The 26,084-nt window shown below is 64.8% G+C and carries 28 protein-coding genes; 12 read left to right on the plus strand and 16 right to left on the minus strand.

Going from position 1 to position 26,084, the window contains the following annotated elements; all coding sequences use genetic code 11:
* Positions 1-291 precede the first annotated feature (291 nt).
* From ACZ89F_RS07870 to ACZ89F_RS07880, 3 genes are all read left to right on the plus strand, one after another.
* Complete coding sequence (locus ACZ89F_RS07870; protein ID WP_109660434.1) at positions 292-1,239, plus strand: substrate-binding domain-containing protein; 948 nt, start codon at positions 292-294, stop codon at positions 1,237-1,239.
* 188 nt (positions 1,240-1,427) lie between these two features.
* On the plus strand, positions 1,428-2,993 hold the full coding sequence (locus tag ACZ89F_RS07875; protein ID WP_476091177.1) for a sugar ABC transporter ATP-binding protein: 1,566 nt from the start codon (positions 1,428-1,430) through the stop codon (positions 2,991-2,993).
* Positions 2,990-4,000 (plus strand): ABC transporter permease, encoded by a 1,011-nt coding sequence (locus ACZ89F_RS07880; RefSeq protein ID WP_476091178.1) that lies wholly within the window; start codon positions 2,990-2,992, stop codon positions 3,998-4,000. Before ACZ89F_RS07875 ends, ACZ89F_RS07880 begins: the two co-directional genes overlap by 4 nt.
* Before the next feature lie 52 nt (positions 4,001-4,052).
* Here the strand turns inward: ACZ89F_RS07880 and ACZ89F_RS07885 are convergent, their stop codons facing one another.
* Positions 4,053-4,415, minus strand: a complete 363-nt coding sequence (locus ACZ89F_RS07885; RefSeq protein WP_476091179.1) for a hypothetical protein — start codon at positions 4,413-4,415, stop codon at positions 4,053-4,055.
* 180 nt (positions 4,416-4,595) lie between these two features.
* Here ACZ89F_RS07885 and ACZ89F_RS07890 point away from each other — a divergent pair, with 180 nt between their 5' ends.
* Positions 4,596-4,898 (plus strand): hypothetical protein, encoded by a 303-nt coding sequence (locus ACZ89F_RS07890; protein WP_476091180.1) that lies wholly within the window; start codon positions 4,596-4,598, stop codon positions 4,896-4,898.
* A 153-nt stretch (positions 4,899-5,051) separates the two neighbouring features.
* Here ACZ89F_RS07890 and ACZ89F_RS07895 read toward each other — a convergent pair whose 3' ends face one another.
* Positions 5,052-5,756, minus strand: coding sequence for an XRE family transcriptional regulator (locus tag ACZ89F_RS07895; protein ID WP_183450084.1), 705 nt, complete (start codon positions 5,754-5,756; stop codon positions 5,052-5,054).
* 26 nt (positions 5,757-5,782) lie between these two features.
* Between ACZ89F_RS07895 and ACZ89F_RS07900 the strand changes: the two genes are divergently transcribed.
* Together ACZ89F_RS07900 and ACZ89F_RS07905 are read left to right on the plus strand one after the other, a co-directional pair.
* Positions 5,783-6,247 carry a hypothetical protein gene (locus ACZ89F_RS07900; protein WP_476091181.1) on the plus strand — a complete coding sequence of 155 codons (465 nt, stop codon included), beginning with the start codon at positions 5,783-5,785 and terminating at the stop codon, positions 6,245-6,247.
* Between the two features lie 116 nt (positions 6,248-6,363).
* The gene (locus tag ACZ89F_RS07905) at positions 6,364-7,050 is read left to right on the plus strand and encodes a GcrA cell cycle regulator (protein WP_476091182.1); all 687 of its coding nucleotides are present in this window, start codon (positions 6,364-6,366) and stop codon (positions 7,048-7,050) included.
* Positions 7,051-7,313: 263 nt separating this feature from the next.
* On the opposite strand, the gene ACZ89F_RS07910 is transcribed toward ACZ89F_RS07905, so the two are convergent.
* A complete protein-coding gene (locus ACZ89F_RS07910; protein ID WP_476097236.1) occupies positions 7,314-7,622 on the minus strand; it encodes a DUF982 domain-containing protein in 309 nt (102 codons plus the stop codon).
* Positions 7,623-7,730: 108 nt separating this feature from the next.
* A complete protein-coding gene (locus ACZ89F_RS07915; RefSeq protein WP_476091183.1) occupies positions 7,731-8,012 on the minus strand; it encodes a DUF982 domain-containing protein in 282 nt (93 codons plus the stop codon).
* Positions 8,013-8,107: 95 nt separating this feature from the next.
* Between ACZ89F_RS07915 and ACZ89F_RS07920 the strand changes: the two genes are divergently transcribed.
* From ACZ89F_RS07920 to ACZ89F_RS07935, 4 genes are all read left to right on the plus strand, one after another.
* Positions 8,108-8,299: a hypothetical protein gene (locus ACZ89F_RS07920; protein ID WP_476091184.1), complete on the plus strand. Its 192-nt coding sequence runs from the start codon at positions 8,108-8,110 to the stop codon at positions 8,297-8,299.
* A gap of 200 nt (positions 8,300-8,499) precedes the next feature.
* Entirely contained in the window at positions 8,500-9,438 is a 939-nt protein-coding gene (locus tag ACZ89F_RS07925; RefSeq protein WP_476091143.1) for an IS110 family RNA-guided transposase, read from the plus strand.
* Positions 9,439-9,627: 189 nt separating this feature from the next.
* Positions 9,628-10,221 (plus strand): DUF6456 domain-containing protein, encoded by a 594-nt coding sequence (locus ACZ89F_RS07930; RefSeq protein WP_476091185.1) that lies wholly within the window; start codon positions 9,628-9,630, stop codon positions 10,219-10,221.
* Between the two features lie 86 nt (positions 10,222-10,307).
* On the plus strand, positions 10,308-11,303 hold the full coding sequence (locus tag ACZ89F_RS07935) for an HNH endonuclease (protein WP_476091186.1): 996 nt from the start codon (positions 10,308-10,310) through the stop codon (positions 11,301-11,303).
* A gap of 13 nt (positions 11,304-11,316) precedes the next feature.
* Here the strand turns inward: ACZ89F_RS07935 and ACZ89F_RS07940 are convergent, their stop codons facing one another.
* The 10 genes from ACZ89F_RS07940 to ACZ89F_RS07985 form a co-directional block, all read right to left on the minus strand.
* Positions 11,317-13,287, minus strand: coding sequence for an acyltransferase family protein (locus ACZ89F_RS07940; protein WP_476091187.1), 1,971 nt, complete (start codon positions 13,285-13,287; stop codon positions 11,317-11,319).
* 444 nt (positions 13,288-13,731) lie between these two features.
* Positions 13,732-14,037 (minus strand): hypothetical protein, encoded by a 306-nt coding sequence (locus ACZ89F_RS07945; RefSeq protein WP_476097237.1) that lies wholly within the window; start codon positions 14,035-14,037, stop codon positions 13,732-13,734.
* A 257-nt stretch (positions 14,038-14,294) separates the two neighbouring features.
* Positions 14,295-15,371 carry an ABC transporter ATP-binding protein gene (locus tag ACZ89F_RS07950; protein ID WP_476091188.1) on the minus strand — a complete coding sequence of 359 codons (1,077 nt, stop codon included), beginning with the start codon at positions 15,369-15,371 and terminating at the stop codon, positions 14,295-14,297.
* A complete protein-coding gene (locus ACZ89F_RS07955) occupies positions 15,368-16,168 on the minus strand; it encodes an ABC transporter permease (RefSeq protein ID WP_476091189.1) in 801 nt (266 codons plus the stop codon). The genes ACZ89F_RS07950 and ACZ89F_RS07955 overlap by 4 nt, the downstream gene beginning before the upstream one ends.
* Before the next feature lies 1 nt (position 16,169).
* The gene (locus ACZ89F_RS07960) at positions 16,170-17,030 is read right to left on the minus strand and encodes an ABC transporter permease (protein ID WP_476091190.1); all 861 of its coding nucleotides are present in this window, start codon (positions 17,028-17,030) and stop codon (positions 16,170-16,172) included.
* A 66-nt stretch (positions 17,031-17,096) separates the two neighbouring features.
* Positions 17,097-18,131 carry an ABC transporter substrate-binding protein gene (locus ACZ89F_RS07965; RefSeq protein ID WP_476091191.1) on the minus strand — a complete coding sequence of 345 codons (1,035 nt, stop codon included), beginning with the start codon at positions 18,129-18,131 and terminating at the stop codon, positions 17,097-17,099.
* Positions 18,132-18,213: 82 nt separating this feature from the next.
* The gene (locus tag ACZ89F_RS07970; protein ID WP_476091192.1) at positions 18,214-19,692 is read right to left on the minus strand and encodes an aldehyde dehydrogenase; all 1,479 of its coding nucleotides are present in this window, start codon (positions 19,690-19,692) and stop codon (positions 18,214-18,216) included.
* Entirely contained in the window at positions 19,689-20,747 is a 1,059-nt protein-coding gene (locus ACZ89F_RS07975) for an LLM class flavin-dependent oxidoreductase (protein ID WP_476091193.1), read from the minus strand. The genes ACZ89F_RS07970 and ACZ89F_RS07975 overlap by 4 nt, the downstream gene beginning before the upstream one ends.
* A 5-nt stretch (positions 20,748-20,752) precedes the next feature.
* On the minus strand, positions 20,753-22,540 hold the full coding sequence (locus ACZ89F_RS07980) for an alpha/beta fold hydrolase (RefSeq protein WP_476091194.1): 1,788 nt from the start codon (positions 22,538-22,540) through the stop codon (positions 20,753-20,755).
* A complete protein-coding gene (locus ACZ89F_RS07985) occupies positions 22,533-23,120 on the minus strand; it encodes an amino acid synthesis family protein (RefSeq protein ID WP_126069863.1) in 588 nt (195 codons plus the stop codon). Before ACZ89F_RS07985 ends, ACZ89F_RS07980 begins: the two co-directional genes overlap by 8 nt.
* Positions 23,121-23,263: 143 nt before the next feature.
* Here ACZ89F_RS07985 and ACZ89F_RS07990 point away from each other — a divergent pair, with 143 nt between their 5' ends.
* Entirely contained in the window at positions 23,264-23,935 is a 672-nt protein-coding gene (locus tag ACZ89F_RS07990) for a GntR family transcriptional regulator (RefSeq protein WP_476091195.1), read from the plus strand.
* Positions 23,936-23,962: 27 nt separating this feature from the next.
* Here the strand turns inward: ACZ89F_RS07990 and ACZ89F_RS07995 are convergent, their stop codons facing one another.
* Positions 23,963-24,706, minus strand: coding sequence for a helix-turn-helix domain-containing protein (locus tag ACZ89F_RS07995; protein WP_476091196.1), 744 nt, complete (start codon positions 24,704-24,706; stop codon positions 23,963-23,965).
* A 237-nt stretch (positions 24,707-24,943) separates the two neighbouring features.
* On the opposite strand from ACZ89F_RS07995, the gene ACZ89F_RS08000 reads away from it, so the two are divergent.
* Positions 24,944-25,213: a hypothetical protein gene (locus ACZ89F_RS08000; protein ID WP_476091197.1), complete on the plus strand. Its 270-nt coding sequence runs from the start codon at positions 24,944-24,946 to the stop codon at positions 25,211-25,213.
* On the opposite strand, the gene ACZ89F_RS08005 is transcribed toward ACZ89F_RS08000, so the two are convergent.
* Complete coding sequence (locus ACZ89F_RS08005) at positions 25,214-25,939, minus strand: Crp/Fnr family transcriptional regulator (RefSeq protein ID WP_476091198.1); 726 nt, start codon at positions 25,937-25,939, stop codon at positions 25,214-25,216. It abuts the gene before it with no gap.
* Positions 25,940-26,084 lie beyond the last annotated feature (145 nt).

Below are 26,084 nucleotides of genomic sequence, written 5' to 3' on the forward strand. Positions count from 1 at the left end.
CAGGGGCGGGCCGGCCTCCGGTGGTGGCGCCCATGCCCGCAATCCAAAAATCCGACAATTCCGATAATTTGCCCGGCAGCTCTGTTATATCGATGTTGCACAAATGGTTGACCCTGGGCTAGCATCTCCGCGCAGGCGTCGGTGGGAGGCTCTTTTTACAGCGGCGGCCAGCTGGAGCGGCATGCGTTTTCGGGCGCAGGGAGGATGCTCCAACACTTTGAACCGACGCATGATCCTTCCTGAAACCGATCCCGGTTTTCGGGGTCGTGCGTTCTTGTGGAGGAGGATCCCATGAACAGACGCGAATTCCTGCTGTCGTCCGCGGCCTTTGGCGCCATGATGCTTGCCGCACCTTCGGTGTTTGCGCAGGACAAGCTCACCATCCTGGGCTCGGTGCCCAATCTCGGCTTTCCGTTCTTCGTGCACATGCTGAACGAGATCAAGGCCGAGGCCGCCGCGCAAGGCGTCAATCTGACCGAGAGCGACGGCCAGAACTCGGCCACCAAGCAGACCGCCGACATCGAGGCGGCGCTGGTGCAGAAGGTCAACGCCATCGTCATCTCGCCGCTCGACGTCAATGCGCTGGCGCCGGCCATCGAGGAAGCGGTCAAGGCCGGCGTTCCCGTGGTGACGATCGACCGCCGCGTCGACGGTGTGGAGGGCATTCTGGCCCATGTCGGCGCCGACAACGTCAAGGGCGGCGAGGCGGAAGCCAACGCCATGGTGGCGGCATTCCCCAACGGCGCCAAGATCTTCCATCTGCAGGGCCAGCCAGGTGCTGGGCCCGCGATCGATCGCAACAAGGGCGTGCACAATGTGCTCGATCCCCTGAAGGACAAGTACCAGATCGTCTTCGAGCAGACCGCCAACTTCGCCCGCGCCGAGGCGCTGTCGGTGACCGAAGCCGGCCTTGCCGCCAACGGCAAGCCGGACGCCATCGTCTGCGCCAATGACGACATGGCGCTCGGCGCCATGGAGGCCTGCGCGGCGCGCAACTTCACCGACGTCAAGATCTACGGCTTCGACGCGCTGCCGGAAGCGCTGGTCGCGGTGCGCGACGGCAAGCTTGCCGGCACCGTCGAGCAGTTCCCCGGCGAGCAGTCGCGCACCGCGGTGCGCATCGCGGTGGCCTTCGCCAAGGACAAGACCGAGCCGAAGGAGAAGCTGGTGCTGCTGACGCCGATCGTCATCGGCAAGGACAATCTCGACAAGGCGGAGCGGATTGGCGAGACGAAGTAGGGGCTTGGGTTGAGCACCGACTGTCGAGGTTGGCGCCGCCCCTCATCCGCCTGCCGGCACCTTCTCCCCGTATAGTGACGGGGAGAAGGGAAGCGCTCCAACGCTGGCGACCCCTCTCTCCGTCTCTGCACGGGGAGAGGGTAAGGGTGAGGGGCAGCGCTGACGTTCCATGTCTCCGGGAGCAACCATTGCCCACAGCTGAAGCCGCATCGCCCGAACCCGTCCTGCTCGCCGTCGAGGGCATCACCAAGCATTTTGCCGGCGTGACCGCGCTGAGCGACGTTTCGCTCGACATCAGACCCGGTGAAATCCTAGGCCTGCTCGGCGAAAACGGCGCCGGCAAATCGACGCTGCTGAAGATCCTGTCGGGCGTCATGCCGCCGTCGAGCGGGCATATCATTTTCGACGGCGCCGACTATCAGCCATCCAGCCCGCAGGACGCCAAGCGGCTCGGCATCGTCACCATCTATCAGGAGCTCAGCCTGATCCCGACGCTGACGGTGGCGGAGAATATCTTTATCGGCCGCGCGCCGGTCGGTCCGCTCGGGCTTGTGAGCTGGCGCAAGATGGAGGCGGCGTCTCGCGATATCATCGCCCGCGTCGGTCTCTCCATCGATCCGATGACACCGGTGTCGGCGCTGTCGGTGGCCGAGCAGCAACTGGTCGAGATCGCGCGGGCGCTGTCGCTGAAAAGCCGGCTGATCATCATGGACGAGCCGACTTCGGCGCTGACCGAGACCGAGGTGCAGCGCCTGCTGTCGATCATGGACCGGCTTCGCAAGGACAAGGTCGCCATCATGTTCGTCACCCACCGGCTGGAGGAGGCCTCCGCCATCTGCGACCGCATGACGGTGCTGCGCGACGGACGGCTGGCCGGGCATCTCGACCGTGAAGGCGGGCCGATCGCGCTGCCAAAAATCATCGAGAAGATGGTCGGCCGTGCGGCGTCCGAACTCTATGCGCGGCCAGCGCAGCGCGCGGTTGCCGGCGATGTCGTGCTGTCGGTGCGCGGTCTGCGCACCGTGCGCGACCCCGAGGCGCCGCATGCCATCGTGCTCGACGGCGTCGACATCGACCTCAAGGCCGGCGAAATCCTCGGCGTTGCCGGCCTCGTCGGATCGGGCCGCACCGAACTGGCGCGCGCCATCTTCGGCGCCGACCGCATCGCTGCCGGCACCATCACGCTCGATGGCAAGCAAATCGCACCGGCATCACCCGCCGATGCCATCGCGCTCGGTATCGGCCTGGTGCCGGAGGACCGCAAGCACCAGGCGATCTTTGCCGCGCTCGGCATCCTGCCGAATTTTTCCGTCGCATCGCTGGGCAGCTTCAGCAACGGTTTCGGCTTCATGGCCGAGCGGCGCGAGCGCGATGCGCTGGCCGGTTTTCGCAAGATGCTGTCGATCCGCATGGCCTCGGCCGAGCAGGCGATCGAGGGCCTGTCGGGCGGCAACCAGCAGAAGGTGATCCTGGCGCGCTGGCTGGCGCGCGATCCCAAGGTGCTGATCGTCGACGAACCGACGCGCGGCGTCGATGTCGGCGCCAAGACCGAGGTGCACCAGATCCTGGTGCAGCTTGCGGCGCGCGGCATTGCGGTGATGATGATCTCGTCCGAACTGCCCGAGGTGCTGGCGGTGTCGGACCGCATCGTCACCATGCGCCGCGGACGCATCACCGGGCAGATGCCGGGCGTCGAGGCAAACGAGGAAAGACTGATGGAACTGATGGCACTCGACCGCAAGGAGACACCATGAGCGTGGCGGAGGACCAGCGCGGCGGCATCAATTTCGCGCGGCTTTTGATGAGCTTCGGGCCGCTGCTGTTCCTGGTGGCGCTGATCGTCGTCTTCACGGTGCTGAAGCCGAGCTTCATGGACCCGATCAACCTGTTCAACATCACCCGGCAGATCTCGATCACCGGACTGATCGCGCTCGGCATGACCTTCGTCATCCTCACCGCCGGCATCGACCTGTCGGTCGGCTCGCTGCTCGCCTTCTGCGGCATGGTCGCCGCCGTGGTCGCCAAGGGCGGCACCGCCAACACGCTGTCGCTGTCGACGAGCGGAACGCAAGGGTTCGGCTGGTTTGCGGCGCTGCTGGCCGCCGTCGTGGTGGGTGCTGCTGCAGGCGGCGTGCAGGGGCTTGTCATCACCCGGCTGAAAGTGCCGCCCTTCGTCGTCACGCTGGGCGGGCTGACGGTGTTTCGCGGGCTGACGCTGACCATCTCCAATGGCGGCCCGATCTCGGGCTTCGACGCCTCGATGCGCTGGTTCGGCACCGGGCTGATCGGCCCCGTGCCGGTGCCGGCGCTGATCTTCGCGGCGGCCGCCATCCTGTGCCACATCGTGCTGCGCTACACCCGCTATGGCCGCGCCGTCTATGCCGTCGGCGGCAATGCCGAGGCAGCCCGGCTGTCGGGCCTGCGCGTCGACCGCATCCTGGTCTCGGTCTATGTCATCGTCGGCTTCTTTGCCGGCCTTGCCGCCTTCGTGCTGTCGGCGCGGCTGAACTCCTCGGAAGCGGTGGCCGGCATCGGCTATGAGCTGACTGTCATTTCGGCCGTCGTCATCGGCGGCACCTCGCTGTTCGGCGGCATCGGCTCGGTCGGCGGCACGGTGGTCGGCGCGGCTCTCATCGGCGTGCTGCAAAACGGGCTGCAGTTCAACAACGTCTCGTCCTACACGCAAAGCATCGTGATTGGGCTGATCCTGATCCTGGCGGTGGCGTTCGACCGGTGGCTGAAGTCGCGGGTGCGACGGTGAGGGAGGCGGAAGGACGGCTTTAACTGGAGCTGTCGATCAGCTACTGCCCACCTCACGCCGCTTCCCTTGCCCAGAACCGCTGGCCGTACCGTCGGAAGAAGCGCGCCACGAGCCGCTGCTGCTTGGCTCTGATCAGGTCGGGCAGGCGCCGCTCCTGGCGCCAGCGCGGCATATTGCGCCAGCAGACGATGAAACGGGCGGCATCCTCGATGGCTTCCTCGGCCGACAGCGCCGGGCCAATCGCCGCCAAAAACAGCGCCTCCGACTGCTTCAGCTCGTCGATGACAGTCTTGCGCCTGATGTGATCCAGGCGGGCGTGGGCGATGCCGTTGCGGCGGATGGCTTCGAAGGCTTCGAGGAGGGCAGGGCTGTCGCCGGTGTAACCGCAGGCTCGGGCGAAATCGGCGGCGTCCATCGTCACTCCCGGGCTTGATGTGGCGATGGGTTCGCGCCCCGACTCACATTTGCGAGTTATATAAGCATAACTCAAATATATGTAGAAGAAAAACTTTTGAGACTGTTTGAAAACTGCGACTCGACTCCCGGCGCAAAACACAGGAATATGCGAACAAATCAGGAACAAAGGCGAGGGGCGATGGCATTGCCGGGCAGGGAACCAGTGATCGCGCATGTCGCCTCGATCTCGGTCGAGTGCGCCGATTGCGGCCGCAACCGTTGGTGGCGGCCCGATCAGCTGAAGCGGTTCGGGGTGACGGGGAACACGCCGCTGGCCGCCTTGTCGGGCCGCATCGTCTGCTCGGCCTGCCGCGCCGACGGGCTGCCGGGCGCGGCGGTCTCGATCCAGGCGGCGTTCATCGACGAACGCCAGCGCGTGCGCAGCGAAGCGCGGATGCTGAATGAGCGCGAGGTGCCGCTGGAGGGGTCGAAGCGGGCTTGAAGGTCTGGGGGAGGGTGGGGCTGGTTTTACCTTCTCCCCTTGTGGGCCCGTCTGCTTCACCGCCATCGTCATTCCCTCCGAGCGCTGCTCTCGGAGAATCGCAACCAGCAAATTACGCAACAGGCCCACAAGGGGAGAAGGGAAGGATCTGCTCTAATACCCCAGCAATTCCTTCAACGGGATCACCCGCCAGACATGCTTGATCGCGTAGCGGTTGAAGGTCAGGGTCTTGGGCGGATTGTACTGCTCGACGACCAGCTCGGCTGCGGTGCGCTTGACCAGCTTCTTGATGAAGGCCTTGCCGTTGCGCTCGTTTTCTTCCGGGAAGGTCTCGATCACCACATGGTCGCCAGGCACGGCGTCGCGACCGCCGCAATAGATCAGGTCGCCGGGCTCGTAACGCGGCACCATGGAATCGGAGAGCACGTGCAGCGCGAAGACCTTCGGCAGGCTGCGCACGCCCGGCGGGCGCTGGACGTAACCGGCCGGCTCGCCGTTGAAGGTGAAATCGCCATCGTCGCCGCCGACGGCCGCGCCCAGCACCTCGATGTCCATCGAGCCGGCCGGTAGCGGACCGGCATCGGTGACGATCTCGGCGTCGGCGACCGGGCCGGCATCGTCGAGGAAGACGACCTGCCCTTGGCCGAGCGCCACCGGGTCGACGCGCAGGAAGGCGGCGGTCTTCAACAGGTTCTCGGTCTTGGGCAGATTGCGGCCGGTTTCCCAATTGCCGACGGCGGCGACATCGGTGTCGTTGTGCTCGGCAATGTGGCGCATGACCAGGCCGCGCTGCTTGCGCGCCTTGCGGATCGCCGCCCCGACCTTGATCGACAGTTCCGTTTTAGCCATGGCGCCCATGTGAGCGATGAAAGCGGCTCTCGTCTATGAAAGAATGGCTTGCATCTTATTTTGAGTTATGCTTATATCTGGTCATGCAAAACCTGTCCAGCTTTGATGGCGCAACGGCGCCGGCCTCACGCGAGGCGCATCCGGCGGCAAAGGCCGCCACCCATTCCCTTCCGCTCCGGCCGTCCTCCTCCCCGGCCGGGGTGAAGCCCGAGGCTCAGTGCCCCAAGGCACCAGTCTCGGATCCGGTCCGCCCATCACCGGCGACCGGAACGGCCGGAGCCGCCGCTCCCAGCGGCTCCGGCCCCCAATTCGACCGGCCCCAATTCGATCGGCATGGCGCCGGTCTGCCCGCCAGGTCGTGCATCCGCACCGAAGACGGCACCGTCATCCTGTTCGACAGGCTGACGGGCAGGGCGGTTTCCGCTCCTGACAGAAAGACGGCCGAGGCGCGACTTTCGCGCTTCGTTGAATCGGCCGGGCTGCAAACCCGGCCCGGCTGAGCCGGCGCCAGCCGGCCCTCGAACCACACAACCCCGACTGCGGCCCGGTGGGCCCAAACCTTGACGCTTGCCTGACGGCGCGCGGCCGAAGGCAGAACCTTGGATGGAGCCTGGACATGGCAAGCTATACCGACGCGGAATTGCAGGAGATCGCCCGCTGGCTGAAGGACGGGCTTTCCGCCTCCAGGATTGCAGCCGCGTTCAGCGCGCTGCGCGGCGTGCGCGTGTCACGCAATGCCATTATCGGCATCGTCCACCGCAACGCCATGCTGGGCGCGATCGGCTTTGCCAATGGCAAGGGACTGCCGGTCGGAGCCAAGCGGGCTGCCGGCAAGCGCACGGTGAGCGAGCGGGCAAATGGAACACTCGCGAAGGGCAAAGCGAGCATCAGGCCGGTCGCCGGCACGATCAACGCCGTGCTCGCCACCGGCGGCGCCGGCATGCGCAAGGCGGCGACCAAGCGCGACGCTTCGCCGGCCTGGCTGCCGCCGCGCCTGTTCGTGCGCGAGGTGGGCGTGCTGATCGCCGACGGCGAGGCCTATCGTTTCAAAGTCCCGGTGCCGCCGCGCACGCCCGTCGGCCGGCAGCCGCATGGCGTGGCGATGCGCTTCATCGACTGCTTGTTCAACCGCTGCCGCGCGCCGCTGGACCTGACGCTGGAAGAGAATCCAGACAACGATGCGCCAGGCAGCCGCCCGGGCGCCGACATGCTGTGCTGCGGCATGCGAACCAAGGCGCTGAAAAGCTATTGCACCTACCACCAGGCGCGCTTCCAGCGCCGGGTTTTTGTGGCGGTGGGGTGAGGCCGCTCTCCCATTGCTGTTGCCGCCAGCCCCCTCATCCGGCCGCTTCGCGGCCACCTTCTCCCCGTGGGGGAGAAGAGGAAGGCGACGGCGCTGCAAGTCTCCTCTCCCCTCGGGGGTCCGAAGGACGGGCGAGACACGCGGCTCGCCCCGGAATGGTCAGCCGAGCGAAGCGGAGGCTGGGTGAGGGGGGCTGCCACGCCGTCACCACCAGAGGTGAAGGATTTGAAATGAATCAAGCCCGAAACAAAATCGCCAAAACCCTATTTCGGCATCTGCCGGCCCTGTTTGGGCGTGCGGCTTTGCACGCTCTTTGCGTCCATCACGATGGCCGGGCCGCCTCCGTCAACCAATATGTCGGCCACGCGGGCGAAGCCGGTGAACACTTTCATCGCGTCGGCTTCGGAAATCTGCGCGGCCATGGCCGCGCTGCAGGCGTTCAGCGCGCTACGGTAGACATGGCCGCGCCGCTCGAGCGGCCAGCGCTGCAGGAAGTCGGCGGCTTCGCTGACGCTGTCGATCTCTTCGATCTGCTCGTCCATCCGCACCTTGAGCGGCAGTCCGGTCTTCATCGTACCCACGGCGTTCACCTTCGCTCTGCGCGCGGCCTAATCTACCGCCTTCATAAACGCGCCGCTCCGCCGCGCGGTTGCATCAATTTTTCGGCCGGCGCGCGCCTCTCACGGGCTGGCCACGGCGTCCAGCCAGTCATGGGCGCGGCTTTTCGGCTTGACCACCATTATGTTCTGTTGCCTGGCCGCCTTGGTGAGAGCCTCGAAGGCGATGCGCTGGCAGCAGGTGCCGTCGACGGCGAGCGCCACCAGTCGGGCTGCTTGGACATAGGCCGGCGAGGTCTTGTCGGGCCATTGCTGGCTCAGCGCCTTGGCGGCCTCGGCCACCGAGCCGACCAGCATGGTCGTGTTGTCGCAAAAGCGCAGGGTAACCGGCATGAAGGCTGTCATCGGCATCTCTCCCGTGTCCGTGGACGCCGCATAACGTCGAAAATTCGCGCTGGTTCCATCGGCCTGGATGCCGGCTTGGCTGGGCGGGTACTGCCATGAGCGAGCGGCCCTTCATGCAGCTCTACGTCTCCGATTTCGTCGGCGACACGTTGAAGACCGGCAACGCCCAGTTCTGCCCCTCCAGCGCGCAGCTCTGCATCGAACTGCGCGAACGCCGCGCGATACGAGAGCTGCTGGCAAGGCGGGCGGCCGGCACGCTGGGGCAGGCTGCCATCAAGAGGAGCTAGACCCCCTTGTATCTGCACAGGGATGATTTTGTGCGATGGAAGCGACTGAGCCTCGGGCTGGATGGCCGTCCGGCCCGAGGCTTGGCGAAGTCGCCCGTTACCCCTGCGGCTACAACCGTGGATGAGCCTGGGATCTTCGCCTTCGTCACGCACGACCGAATAGTCGCTTGGCTCCAATCGCACGCACAAGGCAGGTTACCGTGAACAAGACCCTCTGTGGAATAGATATTTCGAAAGACTGGCTCGACGTCCATATCGAGCCGATCGGAACGGCAGGCCGTTTCGCCAACGATGCGGGAGGCATCGCCGATCTGGCCGCCTGGTGTCAGGCCAATGACGTCGAACTCGTCGTCATGGAGGCCAGTGGCGGCTACGAACGGTTGGCCTTCCTGCTGTTGTGGGAGATGGGGCAACCCTGCGGCATGGCCAATGCGAGGAGCGTTCGCTACTTCGCCGAGGCGATGGGGTATCTGGAGAAGACCGACAGGATCGATGCCGCCGTCATCGCCCGTTACGGGCAGGTCAAGCGGTTGCAGCCGACGCCGCCGCCGAGCGTGGCCCAGCAACGGCTCAAGGCGCTGGTCGCCCGGCTTTCCCAGGTCACCGGCGACCTCACCATCCAGAAGCAGCGCCGTAGCGCGGCTCGCGATGCCGAGACCATCATCAGCCTCGACGAGGTCATTGCTCTGCTCAAGCGCCAGAGCCGCCGGCTCGAAGGCGAGATCGCCTCGCTGATCGACGACGATCCCTTGTGGGCCTGTCTCGACCAGGCCTTCCGATCGCTCAAGGGCGTCGCCTCGCGCACCGTGGCCCGCCTCATGGCCGAACTGCCCGAGATCGGCATCCTCTCCAACAAAGCCATCGCCAAGCTCGCGGGCCTCGCGCCGATCGCCAATGATAGTGGCAAGCGCAGTGGCCGCCGGTCGGTGCGCGGTGGTCGCGAAGGCCCGCGCTCCATCCTCTTCCTCGTTGCCCGCACCGTCGCCAGATACGATCCTCACCTTGCTGCCTTCCATCAACGGTTGCAGGGCGCGGGAAAGGAGAAGATGGTCATCCGCATCGCGCTCGCCCGCAAGCTGCTCGTCATTCTCAATGCAAAAGCACGCGACGCGCGCATCGATTTCGCAAATGCAACTTGACACCCCAGATAGTCGCTCATCCGCCTGCCGGCACCTTCTCCCCGTGGGGGAGAAGAGGAAGGCGCCGGCGCTGCAAGTCTCCTCTCCCCTCGGGGAGAGGGTGGCCGAGCGAAGTGGAGGCCGGGTGAGGGGGAGCCAGACGCCAAGCTAACCGGCCCATCACCAACACCCCAACCGAGGACCCCAACCATGCCCAGGAAAACCAAACCCGCCAAACCCCAGGCGCCGAAACTGCCCAAGGGTGAGGCCGAGCAGGTGCGTATCCGCCGCGAGGTCGGCCATGATTTCGCGCTCAGGGATGACGCCTTCGGCCGCAAGCGGCTGGCCGCCGGCACGCTGGAAGCAAGGCGCGTCTACGAGGTGTCGAATGACGGCTTCACCTCCACCGGCGGCATCGTGCGGGTGCGCACGATCGACCCGCTGCTGGGCATCACCTCGCTGTCGCGCCAGCAGCGCGAGGCCGGCTTGCGCTACCGCGAGGATTTCCGCTGCAGCCAGCAGGCTGATGTCAAGCCGATGCGCTGGACCGAGCGCGTCGACAGCGGCCGCCATGGCGGCGGCATCGCCGACAGCGTGCTGGACGCCGGCCGCGCGCATGCAGCCGCCACAAGGGCGCTAGGCCATTGGGAGGTGGCCGCCGTGGTGCGACAAGTCTGCTGCGCGGAAGGCTCGATCAAGGGCGTCGCGGAGCAGACCGGCGAGGGCCGGGATGTTGTGACGAAGCTGCTGAAGGTGGGGCTGGATCTGCTGGCGGTGCATTATGGGATGATGATGGGGCGGTGAGGGGGCGAAATCTCATCTCAAGTTGATTACAAGGAAGTGCTCGAATAGATGATATTCGGGCTACAGCAATTAATTAGCCGTTTGAAATGATGTCGCGATTTTGGTGGGTTAATCACAATCAAACGGCCCGCCAAGAGATCGACGGGCAGTACCTCTGGTCTCCTAAGACCGAGAGCAACGGCGCACGGAGCGAGTTCTACAACAATATGCGTCGGGCCACGCCCGGCGACGTCGTGTTGTCCTATTCCGAGCAAGCGGTGCGTTACGTTGGCAGGGTCACGGATTTCGCATTCACAGCGCCGAAACCTGAAGAATTCAAAAACACTGGGGCCTATTGGAACCAGGAAGGATGGCTGCTTCCTGTGTACTGGACGCCGCTTGCGCCGACGGTTAGTCCGAAGGCGCTGATCGGCAAACTAGGTCCGCTTCTGCCCACCCGTTATTCGCCGATCCATCAGACCACTGGCTCGGGCAATCAAAAGGCCTATCTCGCGAGCATTTCGCCGGATGTGTTTCGTACTATCGTCGCTGGTGCGGCTTTCAACCATGACGCTCTTTTACGCGGAGGCGCCAATAGCCTCACTTATGAAGTCGTCAACGAAATGCTGGAGGATGCGGTTGAGCGCCGTATCCTGGAAGACATGCAACTCGAAGAGACTGTGAAGAAAAGTGTCATTCAGGCGCGTCGCGGCCAGGGGAAATTTCGCACGAATGTTGAGACTATAGAGCGCTCGTGCCGCCTCACTGGCGTCACCAACCCCGCGCTCCTAATCGCTAGCCACATCAAACCTTGGCGCCTATGCAGGTCCGCCCAGGAGCGCCTTGATGGCATGAATGGCCTTCTCCTCACGCCAGACGCTGATCATTTGTTTGATCGTGGGTTCATCAGTTTCGCAGATGATGGCGAGGTTCTTGTCTCCTCGCGCGTCGACAAAACAGATTTGCAGCGTCTCGGGTTCGAACAGTTGGCAATGCAGCGCTTTGGCTTTGCAGAAGCCCCTGCCGTCTGGCGCGCCGGAGCCTTCTCGCCGCCGCAACAAGGCTATCTTGCCCAACATCGGGCAGATGTATTCGTGATGTAATCCCACCGCCCCCCTAAAACAGCGCCCGCTCCAGCGGCCCCTCCAGCGTCTCCGCAAACGCTGTCGCCAGATGGTGCCTGTCACGAAACGCGAGCTTGCCGCCGATGACGACGTGGCAGGCGGTTGGGCCGCAGAAGTGGTTGGTGAGGTCGACATAGAGCGTGTCGGGCACGCTTGCCACGATCGCGCGTTCGGTGGCGGCGGTGCTGTCGTTGGCGGCGTCCGCCCTTGGCGTGTCGCAGTGCGGCGAAGGTGCCTCGCGCCACCACAAAGCGCGCGCCACGCAGGAGTCGGCGAAGCTGGCGTTGATCGGCGTGTCGCGGATGACGGCCGTCTCGACGCCGGCCCGGCTGAAGGCCTGCAAGGTCGAGCGCAGGCCGGCCTGCCAGCGCGTGGTCTCGGCCTTGCGGCCGGCGGCGGGCATGTCGCGCGTCAGATTGCCGATGGAGAATTCCGAGATCACCACCAGGCGCGGCCTGGCCTGGATGATGTCTGCTATCGCCTGCTCGCGCCAGGCGTCGCATTCGGTGTAGTCGCGCTTCAGCACGGTGTTGAAGGTGGAGAGCCGCGAGGCGCGGCACGATGATTTGAGATAGGTGACCACCTTGGTGTCGTCGCGCCTGGCTGCTTCGATCAGCGGCGTCGACCAGTGGTCGGCATGCGAATCGCCGAACAGCACGATGGTGTGGGCGGCGTCGGTCGCGCCGAACACGCAGGGTTTGGGCGTCACCGTGTGGAAGTCGGCCAGGCAGTTTTTGTTCCTGGCGCGCGCGACGGAGGGTTGTTCGGCCGCCTGCTCGATGCCGCGCTGCTCAGGACCGATGTTGCGCGTCGCCAGATGCGCGTTGGCATAGGCGACCGCCACGCCGGCACCGGTCAGGGCGAGCCCCGGAGCGAGCGCGCGGGCGCCCACCGTCAGCCAGGCGCCGCGCCGCGCCGGGTTCTCGATGAGGTGATAGGTGAGCACCGACAGCGCCAGCGCCAGCACGCCGCAGCCGAGGCGCTGCGGCACGGTGAGATCCGGCGCCAGCATCCCGGCATAGACGATGACCGGCCAGTGCCACAGATAGAGCGAATAGGAGAGCGTGCCGATCCATTGCAAAGGCGGCAGCGACAGAGCGGTGGCCGGGCCAGGGGCCTGCCTGCCGGTCCGCCCATCGGTCTGTTCCACGCCGACACCGCTCAGGAGCACCAGCACGGTGCCGGCGACCGGCAGCAGTGCATACCAGCCGGGGAAGGGCAGGTCCTCGCTGAGAAGGAGATAGGCCGTCGCGATCAGCGCCAGGCCGAACCAGCCAAGGGTGGGCCGCAGCCAGGCGCGGTGCCGCAGCAAAGCCACCGGGACCAGTGTCGCCAGGCCGCCGGCGGCGAACTCCCAGGCGCGCAGCGGCGAGAAATAGAAGGCCCAGGCCGGTGCCGCGCTGGTCAGCCACAGGCAGGCGGCGAAGGAGGCGAGGCCGGCCGCGCCAATCACGGCCACGGCCGTTCGCCGGCCCGGACGCAGCCAGGCGGCCAGCAGAAGCAGCGCCGGCCAGGCCAGATAGAACTGCTCCTCCACCGACAGCGACCAGAAATGGATGAAGGGATTGGCGGTGGCGTCAGCGGCGAAATAGTCGAACGACCAGCGCAGCAGCCACAGATTGATGGCATAGGCGGAGGCGAACATGGCGCCGCGCGAATAGAGCGCCTGTTCCTGCGGCGCCAGGATGAAGTAGCCGGCGGCCAGCGTCGCCAGGATGACGAACAAGGCTGCCGGCAAAAGCCGCCGCGCGCGCCTGGCATAGAAGCGCCAGAGGTCGAGCCGGCCGGTGTCGTCGATCTCCTGCATCAGGTGGGTGGTGATCAGCCAGCCGGAGATGACGAAGAAGATGTCGACGCCGGCAAAGCCGCCCGGCAGAGCGGTGAGGCCGAAATGATAGGCAACGACGCCGCCGACAGCGAGCGCGCGCAATCCTTGTATGTACGGCCGGAACGATGCTGCCACGGAGACTCCTTCGTGTAAGCCCGACCCCCAAATCCACCCGCTTGGCAGTGTTGGCGGGGCAGACTGATATCGCAACGCAACAAATCTATCGCAGTGCAACATGACCAGAATGGGACGACGCTGTTGGGAGTGGGAGACGATCCAGGTCTGGCGACGCTCACCAAGACGTTCTTGGCCGCAGCTTGACAGGGCGGGCACGGCTGATGCCTCTTGGCCTTATCATTTGGGCCATGGGGACATCGATGAAGAAGATTCATGAGAAGCCGACGCTCGACAAGCGCGGGAAGCTGTCCACCGTGACAGCGGGCCTACCCAGTTCCGGGAGATAACAAACACCCTTCGACCTTTGGCTGCTTTCTGTGCCATCCCGGGCTTGCCCGTTTCGAAGCCCGAACGCAAAACAGCCCCGCGACGGGGCTGTTTTCTCGTCGGTCCGGTGGACTGCTACTTGCTGCCGCCGTTCGCTTTCACGCTGCTGCAGAATTCTGGATGGGCGTTGGCCGCAGTGGCGTCCTTGGACTCGTCCTCGCAGGCCTTCATCATCGCGGCCTGGTCGTCGGGCGACAGGGCCTTCCAAGCCTTCACGAAGTCGTCGTTGCTGACCATCGTCTTCATGCCGGTGTCGGTGTAGAAGGGCTGCATCTTGGCCGGATCGTCGAGAGCCGACGTACCGGTGTTGCCGGCGGCAAGCGCCGAGCCGGCAACCATCGAAAGCGCCATCGCGCCAAAACAGATCATCTTGATATTCATGGTATAATCCTCCTGTTGCTTTGAGATCGTCGAGCAACGATCGTCTGGAAAAACGACAGGTTTGGATGAAAGTTCCAGGAAACAGGCCAATCCCGGGTAAAATATAGTCGAAAAAATCTTGAAACTTTTTCGGATTTTGCTCGTTTCGGCCAAAGTGGGATTCCATGACAGGAATCATTTGCCGCGCGATCAAGATTGCGCGGCGACTTGCTGATGCTCAGCTGCCGCTCTGCAGCCACAGCCAATCAACCGGCATGTCAGGCGGGAAACAGGAACGCCGCTGCCGGATCGAAAAAGACCTGCCGGCTGCAGGGCGTCAGATCCTGCGACTGCATGGCGGCGGAGGTCGGCCTGATGTCGACCCCCTCGCCGCCGGCGGTGCGCGCGACGATGCGCCGGCGCTCGCCGTAGAAGGCGACATCGACGATCTCGACGTTGAGCCCCGCGCTCGCCGGGCTCCGCTCCATGCCAAACGCTTCCGGCCTGATCATCAGCCTGGTCTTCTGGCCCTTGCCGAACGTGCCGTTGGCCCTGACGCCGGAGACGACTGAACCGTCGGCCAGCCGGATCGTTGCCGTGCCATTTCTGGTGTCGAGATGTTCGGCGGCGAGGAAATTTGAATTGCCGATGAAGCCGGCGACGAAATCGGTGGCTGGCCGGAGGTAAAGGTCTTCACCGCTGCCGGTCTGCTCGATGCGGCCGTCCTTAAACAGGGCGATCCGGTCCGACAGATGCAGCGCCTCCTCCTGGTCGTGCGTGACGTAGAGGATGGTGACGCCGGTCTCGCGATGGATGCGGCGGATCTCGCCCTGGATTTCCTCGCGCAATTTCTTGTCGAGCGCCGACAAGGGCTCGTCCATCAAAAGGATCGGCGGATCGTAAGCCAGCGCGCGGGCCAGTGCCACGCGCTGCTGCTGGCCGCCAGACAGGGCACCCGGCAAGCGCTGGGCGAAGCTTTCGAGCCGCACCAAGGCCAGCATGTCGGCGACCTTCAGCTTTACCTCGGCCTCCGGCCTGCGGCGAACCCGCAGCGGAAAGGCGACGTTCTCGGCCACCGTCAGATGCGGAAACAGCGTGTAGCGCTGGAAGACCATGCCGATGTTGCGCTTGTGCGAAGGCACGGCAAGCAGCGACTTGTCCTGCAGCAGCACATCGCCGGAACTCGGATCCTGGAAGCCGGCGATGGCGTAGAGCGTCGTCGATTTTCCTGAACCCGAAGGCCCGAGGAAGGTCAGGAACTCACCTTTGGGTATCTCGAGCGTGACGTCGTGCACGGCGGTGATCGCGCCGAACACCTTGCGCAGATTGCGGATGGAGAGGAAGGGCTGGGTCATGTCCGGACCTTTCGCTGCAGCAGCGCCGTCACCACCATCAGGGCAAGCGTCAGCCCGACCAGCAGGCTGGAGGCGGCGGCGATGACCGGGCTCAGATCCGAGCGCAGACTGCCCCAGATCTTGACGGGCAGGGTTTGCAAGGAGGGGCTCGCCATGAAGATCGCCACCACGACTTCGTCCCAGGAGGCGAGGAAGGAAAAGATCGCAGCGGAAAAGATGCCGATCCGGATCGACGGCAAGGTGATCCTGAGCCTGGCCTCGAGCGGGCTGGCGCCGCAGACGATGGCCGCGTCCTCGATCGACTTGTCGAAGCCTTCCAGTGCGGTCGCAATAGGAATGATGGCGAAGGGCAGCGCCAGCACGGTGTGGGCGATGACGAAGCCGATCGTGGTGCCGCCGAGGCCAAGGCGCAGGAAAAAGGCGTAGATGGCGATGGCGAAGACGACGACGGGCAGCACCATCGGCGTCAGCAGCAGGCCGCGCAGGATCTCGCGCCCGGCAAACTGTCCACGAACCAAAGCGAAGGAAGCGAGAAGGCCGATCACTACGGACAGGATCGCCGTCATGGTGGCGATTTTGGCGCTGGTCAGCGCGGCGTCGAGCCATGCCGGGTCGGCAAACAGCTCCTGGTACCATTTCAGCGTCCAGCCGGGCGGCGGAAAGGCCAGCCAGCGCGACGAGCCGAAGGAGAGCAGGACGATGAAGACCACCGGCAACAGGAGAAAGCCGGCAACCAGAGCGGTGAAGCCGAGCAGGGCAATCTTCAGCCAGCCCATGCGGTCATAGTCGAGCAGCATCTCAGGCACCTCCGCTCATGCGCCTGGCGCCGACAAGGCGCAGCTGCAGCGCGTAGAGCGCCATGGTGACAACCAGCAGGATGAAGGCGGCCGCGCTGCCGAGCCCCCAGTTGAGCAGCGACTGGATCATCTGCGCGATCATTTCGGCCAGCATCATGTTCGAGGTGCCGCCGAGCAGGGCCGGGGTGACGAAGTAGCCGAGCGACATGACGAAGACCATCAGGCCGCCGGCAGCGATGCCGGGCAGCGACAGCGGCAAAAGGATGCGGCGGAATGCCTGGAAGGGACTGGCGCCGCACAGTGCGGCGGCACGCAGCGTCATCGGATCGATCGCCCGCAACGTGCCGACCAGCGGCAGGATCATGAAGGGCAGCATGATGTAGACCATGCCGATGGTGACGCCGGTGAGGTTGTTGATGAGCGGCAGCGGCTGATCGATGATTCCAGCGGCCATCAGCGTCCGGTTGATGACGCCGGTGCGCTGCAGCAGCACCATCCAGGCATAGGTGCGGGTCAGGAGATTGGTCCACATCGACAGGATGATGACGCCGAAGACGATCGAGGCCAGCGCCGAGGGCATGATCGCCAGCATCCAGGCGACCGGAAAGGCGACGAGGACGGTGACGATAGTGACCACCGACGCGACCAGGAAGGTGTTGAAGAACACGCGCGCATAGGTGCCGTCGCCAAGCAGGGCCGCGTAGTTCTGCAGGCCGGGTTCGGGCTCGGTAACGCTGCGCAAGAGCAGGGCCAGGACCGGAACGACGAAGAACAGCACGATCAGGACCAGGGCCGGCAGCAGGCCATTGAAGCCTGCCGGCATGCGAAATGTTGGTAGGCTCTGGCGTGTTTCGACCGACATGGCAGGGATCCGGCTATGGGACGAGACGGCGTGCGCCGTCCCGTCGCTTGCTGTTCAGAGGCAGACTTATTTCGCCTGCCAGGCATACCAGCGCGTGGCGATCTCGTCGCGGTGCTCGGCCCAGTAGTTCATGTCGAGATTGATCTGCCCGTCGACATGGGCGTCCGGCAGCGCCTTCACCACGTCGGCCGGCATCTCGGCCTTGGCCTTGGTGTTGATGGGCGCATAGCCGCTGGCTTCGGCGAATTTCGCCTGGCCGGCCGGGCTGCTCGCCGCGGCGAGGAACTTCATCGCTGCATCCTTGTTCTTGGCGCCCTTCGGCACCACCAGCACGTCGGCCGCGGTCAGGTTCTGGTTCCAGGAGACGCCGACGTCGGCGCCGTCCTTCTCCAGCGCGAAGACGCGGCCATTCCACAGCTGGCCGAACGTCGCTTCGCCGGACGCGATCAATTGCTGCGACTCCGCGCCGCCGCCCCACCAGACGATGTCGGACTTGATGGTGTCGAGCTTCTTGAAGGCGCGGTCGAGATCGAGCGGATAAAGCTTGTCGACGGGCACGCCATCGGCGAGCAGCGCGATCTCGATGACGCCGGGCGCCGACCATTTGTAGAAGGTCCGCTTGCCCGGGAATTTCTTGGTGTCGAACATGTCGGCCCAGCCGGCCGGGTCGCCCGAAACGGCGCCCTTGTTCCAGGCGAGCACGAAGGAATAGTAGAAGCTGCCGACGGCATGATCGGTGGTGAAGCGCGGATCGAGATCGGCCTTCGGCACGGCGGTGAAGTCGATCGGCTCGAGCAGGCCATCCTTGGCCGCCTTGATGGCGAAATCCATCTCGACGTCGACGACATCCCAGTTGACGCTGCCGGCGTCGACCATCGCCTTCAGCTTGCCGTAGTCGGTCGGGCCGTCCTGCATGACCTTGATGCCGGATGCGGCCGTGAAGGGTTCGGCCCAGGATTTGGTCTGCGCTTCCTGGGTCGTCCCGCCCCAGGAAGTGAACACCATGTCCTCGGCCTTTGCGGCCGTCGTTGCCAGAAGTGTCGTTGCCAGAAGTGTTGTTGCAAGAAGGCGGGCAAGGACGCCGGCGGTGATCAGTTTCATGTCGTTCTCCTCTGTTTGTTTTCGTTGTTTCTGTTTGCGACCGGCGTTTTCGCCTTGATCGCGTTTCCCCGGCCTGCGGCGCTTACCGCATGACGAAAGGATCGGGAATCGGGTCGTCCGAGGTGCGTATCCAGACCGATTTCGAACGCGTGTAGTCGCGGATCGCGTCCATGCCGCCTTCGCGGCCGAGGCCCGACTGGCCATAGCCGCCAAACGGAACCAGCGGCGAGACGGCGCGATAGGTGTTGACCCAGACCACGCCGGCATGGATGCCGCGCGCCATGCGGTGGGCTTTGGCGAGATTGGTGGTGAAGACGCCGGACGCCAGGCCGAACGGCGTGTCGTTGGCAAGCGCGAGCGCTTCGGCTTCCGTATCGAAGGCGATCACGCTGAGCACCGGCCCGAACAGCTCCTCGCGCACACAGGGCAGGCCGGTGTTGTCATTGGCATCGATGATCGTCGGCGCGTAATAGAGGCCGCCGTCGTGGCCGGCGGGCCGTTTGCCGCCGGTGACCAGCCGTCCGCCCGCGGCAAGGCTTGCCGCAACGATCTTCTCGATCCAGTCGCGCTGCCGTGACGTGGCAAGCGGCCCCATTTCGGTTGCGGGATCCTGCGGATCGCCGATCTTGATCGCTTCTGCCTTGCGCTTGAGCCGGGCGAGGAATTCGTCCTTCACGCAACGCTCGACCAGCAGGCGCGAGCCGGCGACGCAGCTCTGGCCGGTGGCGGCGAAGATACCGGCCACGACGGCGTTGGCGGCACTGTCCAGATCGGCATCGGCGAACACCACGACCGGGCTTTTGCCGCCCAGTTCGAGCGTCGTGTAGGCGAGATTTTCAGCCGTGTTCCGGACGATCTGCCGGGCGGTTGCCGGGCCGCCGGTGAAGGCGACGCGGGCGACGAGCGGATGGCTGGTCAGGCGGTGGCCGCAATCATGGCCGAAGCCGGTCAGGATGTTGACGCTGCCTGGGGGAAATCCGGCCTCATGGACAAGTTCGGCGAAGGCGAGCAGCGGGGCAGGGCCATCTTCCGATGCCTTGAGGACGACGGTGCAGCCGGCGGCCAGCGCCGGCCCGAGCTTGACGGCGGACAGGAAGAGCTGCGAATTCCACGGCACGACGGCGGCGACGATGCCGATTGGCTCGGGCCGGACCGTCACTTCCATGTCTGCCTTGTCGATGGGGACGAACGCGCCTTCGTGCTTGTCGGCCAGTCCGCCATAGTAGCGGTAGTAGTCGCCGACATAGACGATCTGGGCGCGGGTCTCGCGGATGATCTTGCCGGTGTCGCGCGTCTCGAGTTCCGCCAGCCGGTCGGCATTGGCGACCACCAGGTCGCCGAGCCGCACCAAGAGCTTGCCGCGCGCTGTCGCCGTCATCGCCGCCCATGGGCCGGAGCGCAGCGCAAGGTGCGCGGCTTCGACGGCGCGGTCGACGTCATCAGCCGATGCGGCGGGCATTTTTGCCCATGCCGTGCCGGTCGACGGGTCGATGCTGTCGAAGGCCGCTGCTGCGCCCACGAAGCCGCCGTCGATATAGTTCTTGAATTCGCCGGTGCTCATCGCGATCCCGCTTTCGGCTCGGAAAAGGCCGGCATCACCTTGTCGATGAATAGCTGCAGCGATTTCTTCTTGCGCTCATGCGAAATGCCGCTGTCGATCCAGATCGAATACTGGTCGTAGCCGAGCGCCTCATAGGCCTTCAGCCTGGCAATCACCTCTTCGGCTTCGCCAATGACGAGGTTCTGCCGGATCTTGTCCGGCGCATATTGCGGCATGGCCGCGATCTCGGCCTCGGTCAGCGGCTCCAATATGCCCTGGCGCACCGGCTTCTTGTTCTGGAACCAGGCGCCGAACTGGCAGTAGAACTGCGACAGGTCCTGCGCCAGGCGCTCGGCATCGGCCGCGTCCTCGGCGACGAATGTGTGCATCAGCAGCATGATTTCCGGCCGCGCTATGTCGGGGTGGGCAGCACAGGCGGTGTTGAAGCGCTCCATCAGGCTGGTCACCTCGCTGTCGCCGGAGGCCAGCGGCGTCACCTGCACATTGCATTTGCTGGCCACCGCGAAGTCATGCGAATTGGGATCGCGCGCGGCCACCCAGATCGGCGGATAGGGCTTTTGCAGCGGCTTGGGCGACGAGGTGGTCGGCGGAAACGACCAGAACTCGCCTGAGAGTTCGAAATCGCCATCCCACAGGCCGCGGATCGCCGGCACCATTTCGCGCATGCGCTGACCGGCGCCCCAGGCCTCGAGGCCGGGAAAAAGCCGCTGGTATTCGTAAGCGTAGGCGCCGCGCGCAATGCCGATGTCGAGGCGGCCGCCAGAGATCACGTCGGCCATCGCCGCTTCGCCGGCAAGCTTGATCGGGTGCCAGAACGGCGCGACGATGGTTCCAGTGCCCAGCCGGATGCGCCTGGTCTTGGCGGCGAGCCAGGCGATGTTGATGAACGGGTTCGGCGAGATGGTGAATTCGATGCCGTGATGCTCGCCGATCCAGGCGGTCTCGAAGCCTGCCTCTTCGGCCTGCACAACCAACTCTTCCAACTCACCGACAAGCTCGGAATGCGGCTTGGCCAGATCCGAACGCTCCATATGGACGAACAGCGAGAATTTCATCAGCGTCACCCGCGACCGGAAAGAAGAACTGGCGAGGGCTTGGCGAGCGGCCGGACTTCGCCTTCGACCTCGTTGCCGACATAGACCCCGAACGCATCTTCCGTGCGTTCGCGAACATAGCGGGCAAGCATGGAACGCACCGCAGGGTCGGCGATCCTGAGATCGGTTATCTGCTCGATGTCGACAAGCCGGATCCGGCGATCGTCGGAACACGGGCCGTCGATCGTTCCGCGATAATAGACATGTGTGCGCGATGGAGCGGCTGCGTCGTCCCAGACGGCGAACAGGAAGCCGAGTTGCGCGTCGATGGTCTTGGCGGCAAGGTGCCCCTTCAGGCTGCGCGGATCTTTCGGCGTGCCCAGTCCCCGTCCGGCCGGCAATTCGTGGAAGCCGTCGGATGTCTCGAAGAACAGCACGCGGCCGTCATTCTCGAGAATGGCGCCGACTTCCGTATCGGGCGGCACGGCCGCCAACGCCTCCTGGCTGAGGCCGGGCGTCACATAGGTGCCCCGGCAATAGCCGAGAGGCTGCGCTCCGTTGTGGCTGAAATCGCGGACGCGGCCGATCAGGATCGAGTGATCGCCGGCGTCGACCAGCTGCTGCATGGCGCAATCGAACACCGCGACGGAACCGTCGATCAGCGGATTGCCGGTCCGGCCCGGTTGCCAGGCCACGCTCGCGAACTTGTCGGCGGCCTTGGAGGCAAAGATGCCGGATTGCGCCTTCTGGCTCTCCGACAGGATGTTGATGGCGAAGCCTTTCGATGTCGAGAAGGTGCTGTGTCCCAGCGCCTTCTTGGCGATGCAGACGAGCACCAGCGGCGGTTCGAGCGAGACCGAGGTGAAGGAGTTGGCGGTGAAGCCGCGTGGCTCACCTTCCGCACTGACCGTGGTGACGATGGTGACGCCGGTCAGGAAGGAGCCGAGCGCGCGCCGGAATTCGCCGCTGTCGAAGACGGGATCGTCCTGCGGCGTCGCGGCTTCGCCAGCGTCGAGAAAAGCGCTGATGTGGTGAGTCACTTTTTCGGGTGAAGCCATTGCCATCATGTGCCTTTCTGCGCCGAGCACCAGGCATTGGCCGCGCGGCGCCAGCCTCGCCATCGCCGCCGACATGGCCGGGGTCGAATTGCTGTCGTCGGACCCGGTCATGAACAGGGCTGGTGCGGCCAGCCCGGCCAGGGCATCGGCATGCTCGGCATCGGCATGGGCAAAAAGGCGATAAGTGCGCGCGTAGCCCTCTGGGTCGACGCCTTCAAGGGCTGCGCGCGCCGTTGCCGCCGCACCCGCCAGGCTCTCCGGCAGCGGGTCGCCGAACCAGCGCGCAAGCGTTGCCGCGATGGCGGAAGGATCGCCATGAGTGCCGAGGGCTGCCGCACGCTCGCGCACGGCCTGAGCCAGGGCTTCGGGGCGGCGGAAGACTGCGTTGAGGCAGACGATGGAGCGGATGCGCGACGGCGCGCGAAGGGCGATTTCCAGGGCGACCAGCGCGCCCATCGAATGGCCGACGATCGACACCGAGGCGAGACCGAGATGGTCGAGCAGGCGCAGCGCCTGCTCTGCGAAATCCGAAAGGGCGGCATCTTCCGGCGGCAGGGGCGAGGTGCCGTGGCCGAGCATGTCGATGGCGATGAGATCGTGGCGATCTTGCATCGACGCGATCTGATCCTGCCAGATCGTTGCGTTCATGCCGACGCCGTGAATGAGCAGAACCGGCGCGCCGGAGCCGGCGCGGATGAAGCCGGTGCCGTCCGGCGCCGTGTTGCGGACCCTTGCAGGGGCGGCGACATCAGCCATGCAGGTCTCCCACCTCCTTGAGGTCCTGATAGCGGTCGCCGATACGGTGGTGCGGACGGCCGCCGATCGAAGCGCCGAGCGCCACAACCAACTCGTCGGGAGCAGGCGCGTCGCCGATCTGGAAATGCACGGTCAGATAGTGGGAGCGGCGGCCCTCGTCGTTCTTGTCCATCAGTGGGATCATGATCGGCGTGTTCGGCCCGCCGCGCAGATTGGTGAAGGCGAGATAGGTCTTGGCGCCCACCGCTCGACGATAGTGATTGCCAAAATGCAACGTATGGATCAGCGCCGACGCATGCTCGATCTCGCCCGCCGTGCCGCAGATGGCGGCCTTGCCGTAGCCTTCGATCGCCTCGCCTGAACCGGCGACGGCGATGATCTCGCGGGTCAGAAGTTCGCCGAGCACGGGAGCGATGGCGCGAATCTCCGGAGACAGGTCTTCGGTGAAACCGCGGCCGGCCCAGGGGTTCGTCAGCACTGCGGCGACGCCGATCAGGCGCAACGGCCTGGGCGCGGCCTTGCCGCCCTCGATAAGCGTGTTCTCGATGTAGGTGACGGTCTTTCGAATGGCCGGTTTCATCAGCAGTCCTTGGTCGCGATGGCGCGGTGCAGCGCCGTCATCCCTGTATCGTCTTATGGTATACCATGCTATGGAGCGCCAAGGACCTTGTCAATCGGCTGCGGAATCTGTTTTGTGGCGGCGCAAGCGAAGGCGGAGAAAAAATGTCAGACGATACGCTGCGGATCGACCGCTCCGCCAAGACGTTGCGGACGCTGGCGCTGGAACGCATGCGCGATGCGATCATGGGCTTCCACTTCCAGCCCGGTGAAAGGCTGGTCGAGCGGCCGCTTTGCGATCAGCTCGGGGTGAGCCGTTCCGTGGTGCGCGAGGTCCTGCGGCAGTTGGAGGCGGAGGGCCTGGTGCAGATGATACCCGGCCATGGGCCTGCCGTGGCCAAGCCGGATCTCGGCCGCACCGATGAAATCTATGAATTGCGGGCGCTGCTGGAGGGGATCGCGGCGCGGACTTGCGCCTTGTCGGCCACCGACGCGCAGATCGCTTCGCTCGATGCAGCCTTGGCGAACCTGCTTGACGCCTGGGCGTCAGGCGCGCCGGTCGAGGTGATGCGGGCGACGACCAGATTCTATGAAACGCTGTTCGGGGCGGCCGACAAGCAGATTGCCTGGGAAATCGTGACGGGGCTGAATGTGCGCATCAACCAGCTCCGCTCGATGACCATCGCGTCGGAAAACCGCCGCGAGCCGGCGATCGCCGAAATGACGGAAATCATGGATGCCATCCGCTCGCGCAAGCCGGACGAGGCGGAGGCGGCGGCCCGGCGGCATGTCGAATCCGCCTGGCAGATCGCACGCAACACGCTTCGCCTTGGCTGACTGCGAACGCCGCCGCCGCTGGGTCAATCAGGCCTCACGCGCGAGACTGACCACCAGCTGATCGACGCCGGGGTCGTCGAGGCTGACGATGTGGGCCATCTGCATCGCCCGTCTCATGCTGATCCTGGTGACGTCCTGGCGCATGATGACCGATACGCAGGTTGGCCCCGATCCTGTCAGGACGAAGGCGCTGCCGACCAGAACCGGCTCCGAGATGGGGGCCCACTGCACGGTCATGATCGAAGGCTCGGCGGTCTGGCGGCGGTTGATGCCGCTGAAATAGATCCAGTTCAGGCGCGAGATCGCCACGCCGTAATGGTTGCCGGGCACTCTGGCTCCGCCCTGGCCATCGCCCGGGTCCCACCGCGTCACCCGCCTGAAGGTGACCAGCTCGGCCTCACGCCGCATGAAGGTGACCGAGCGCATCAGAAGGTCGGGGCGGTCGGGGACCGAAAAATAGGTGAAATAGGTGCCGCCGGCGATGGCGGGCGAGGGGGGCCGTACCATGTTCTCATACAGTGTCTGGCGCAGCGATGCGTGGCCGTCGTCTCCCACTACCCCGGCCGCGGGCTCGCGATACAGCTCATTCTCGTCGATCTTGAAGTAATCGCAGATCAGCTTGGCGGTGGCTTTGTTCGGAACGGTCCTTCCTTGCAGATAACGCTCGAACTGGGTGCGGTTGACGCCAAGCTCACGGCACACCGCGCTCACGGAAGCGTGGCGCCGGATCAGCCGCCTGAGGTTGGCGGCGAGATTCTCGCGAATTGGCACGACATCTTCCCCGCGACAGACGTACGAACCAGATTATTCAAGCGATAGCTTATATAATTGCAATCTCTCACACGGCAAAGATGGCGCAAAGAGAGACCTTTGACCAATGCCGGACCCGGCTGCGCGAAGACTGTACGTTTTTGACAGTTTGGCTATGCAAGACCTGCAAATGGGCGTATTTTAGCAGCCAAGAGCGACCTCAGATCGGCCTCTCGACATCCTATGATGGAGGGCGGTTTGGATCATACCGACCTGGTCGAGCTTCTGGACTACACGCAAGCGCAATTGAGCAAGATACGCCAGGCGGTCGCGGCGAGCGATCATGCCGGTGCTATGTTCGCTATCGATTGCCTTGTCGGAGCGGCAGCCGAACAGACAAAATGCAAGCTCGCAAGCCTGGAGCATGCCGGGTTGCCGATTGGCCGGGATGCATCTGAAGGCGGTGCGGCACTGCCCGGCAAGATGACACCACCGGGCAAGTCGGCCGCAGGCGGCAACCGCTCTTGATCAGGCCTGGCGGATCTCGCCGATCAGCCTGACATATTCGGCCTCGGCTTCGCCGTAACTGCCATTGGCGAGCTCGATCAGCCCGACGCGGTCGCGGATGACGATCTCGCCCCGGCGCGCCCGGATTAGCGCGCGGCCTTCGAGCAGCTGGAGGGCGACAGTGACGCCCGGCCGCCTGACACCAAGCATGATGGCCAGGAATTCGTGGGTGATGGCGAGGCGTTCGCCAGGCACCCGGTCGTCGCACATGAGCAGCCAGCGCGCCAGCCGCTCCTCGAGCTTCAGCCGCGCGTTGACGAGCGCGGTGCAGCCTGTCTGGGTCAGCAACGCGTTGACGAAGCGCAGCAGGAACATGCGCAAGGTCGCACTTGCCGCGAGGGCTGCGTTGAAAGCGCCGGCTTCGATGCGGATGGCTTCGCCTTCGAGCTGTACGAAGCACGCATGCACCGCACGGTCGTCACCCATCACCAGGGAGGACCCGGTCATGCCTTCGAAGCCGATAAAGCCCACTTCGGCCTCGTGGCCGCTTGTTGTGCGGGCGACCACCGAACCAATGCCCTGTTCGATGAAGTAGACGGCCTCGATCGGAACACCGGGGGTCACCAGCATCATGCGCAACGGCAATTCGCAACGCCGCATATGCGGCTCGAGCAGTGCCAGATCATCCGCGAGCATGCGGCGCAGCAATTGATTTCGATATTGAAGGTTTTTATCGGGGTCAGTCATGGCGTGGCCCTATGCAGGGCAAGAGCCATCCGATCTCCCAGCCGTCCGCGCCCGTATCAACGTGCCGACGATTGCCTGCATATAGGATCTTTGAACGAAAGAACCTAGGAATACTGTATGAAATGCGATGCACGGCGTCCCCCAA

Source organism: Mesorhizobium sp. USDA 3734 (assembly GCF_056279665.1).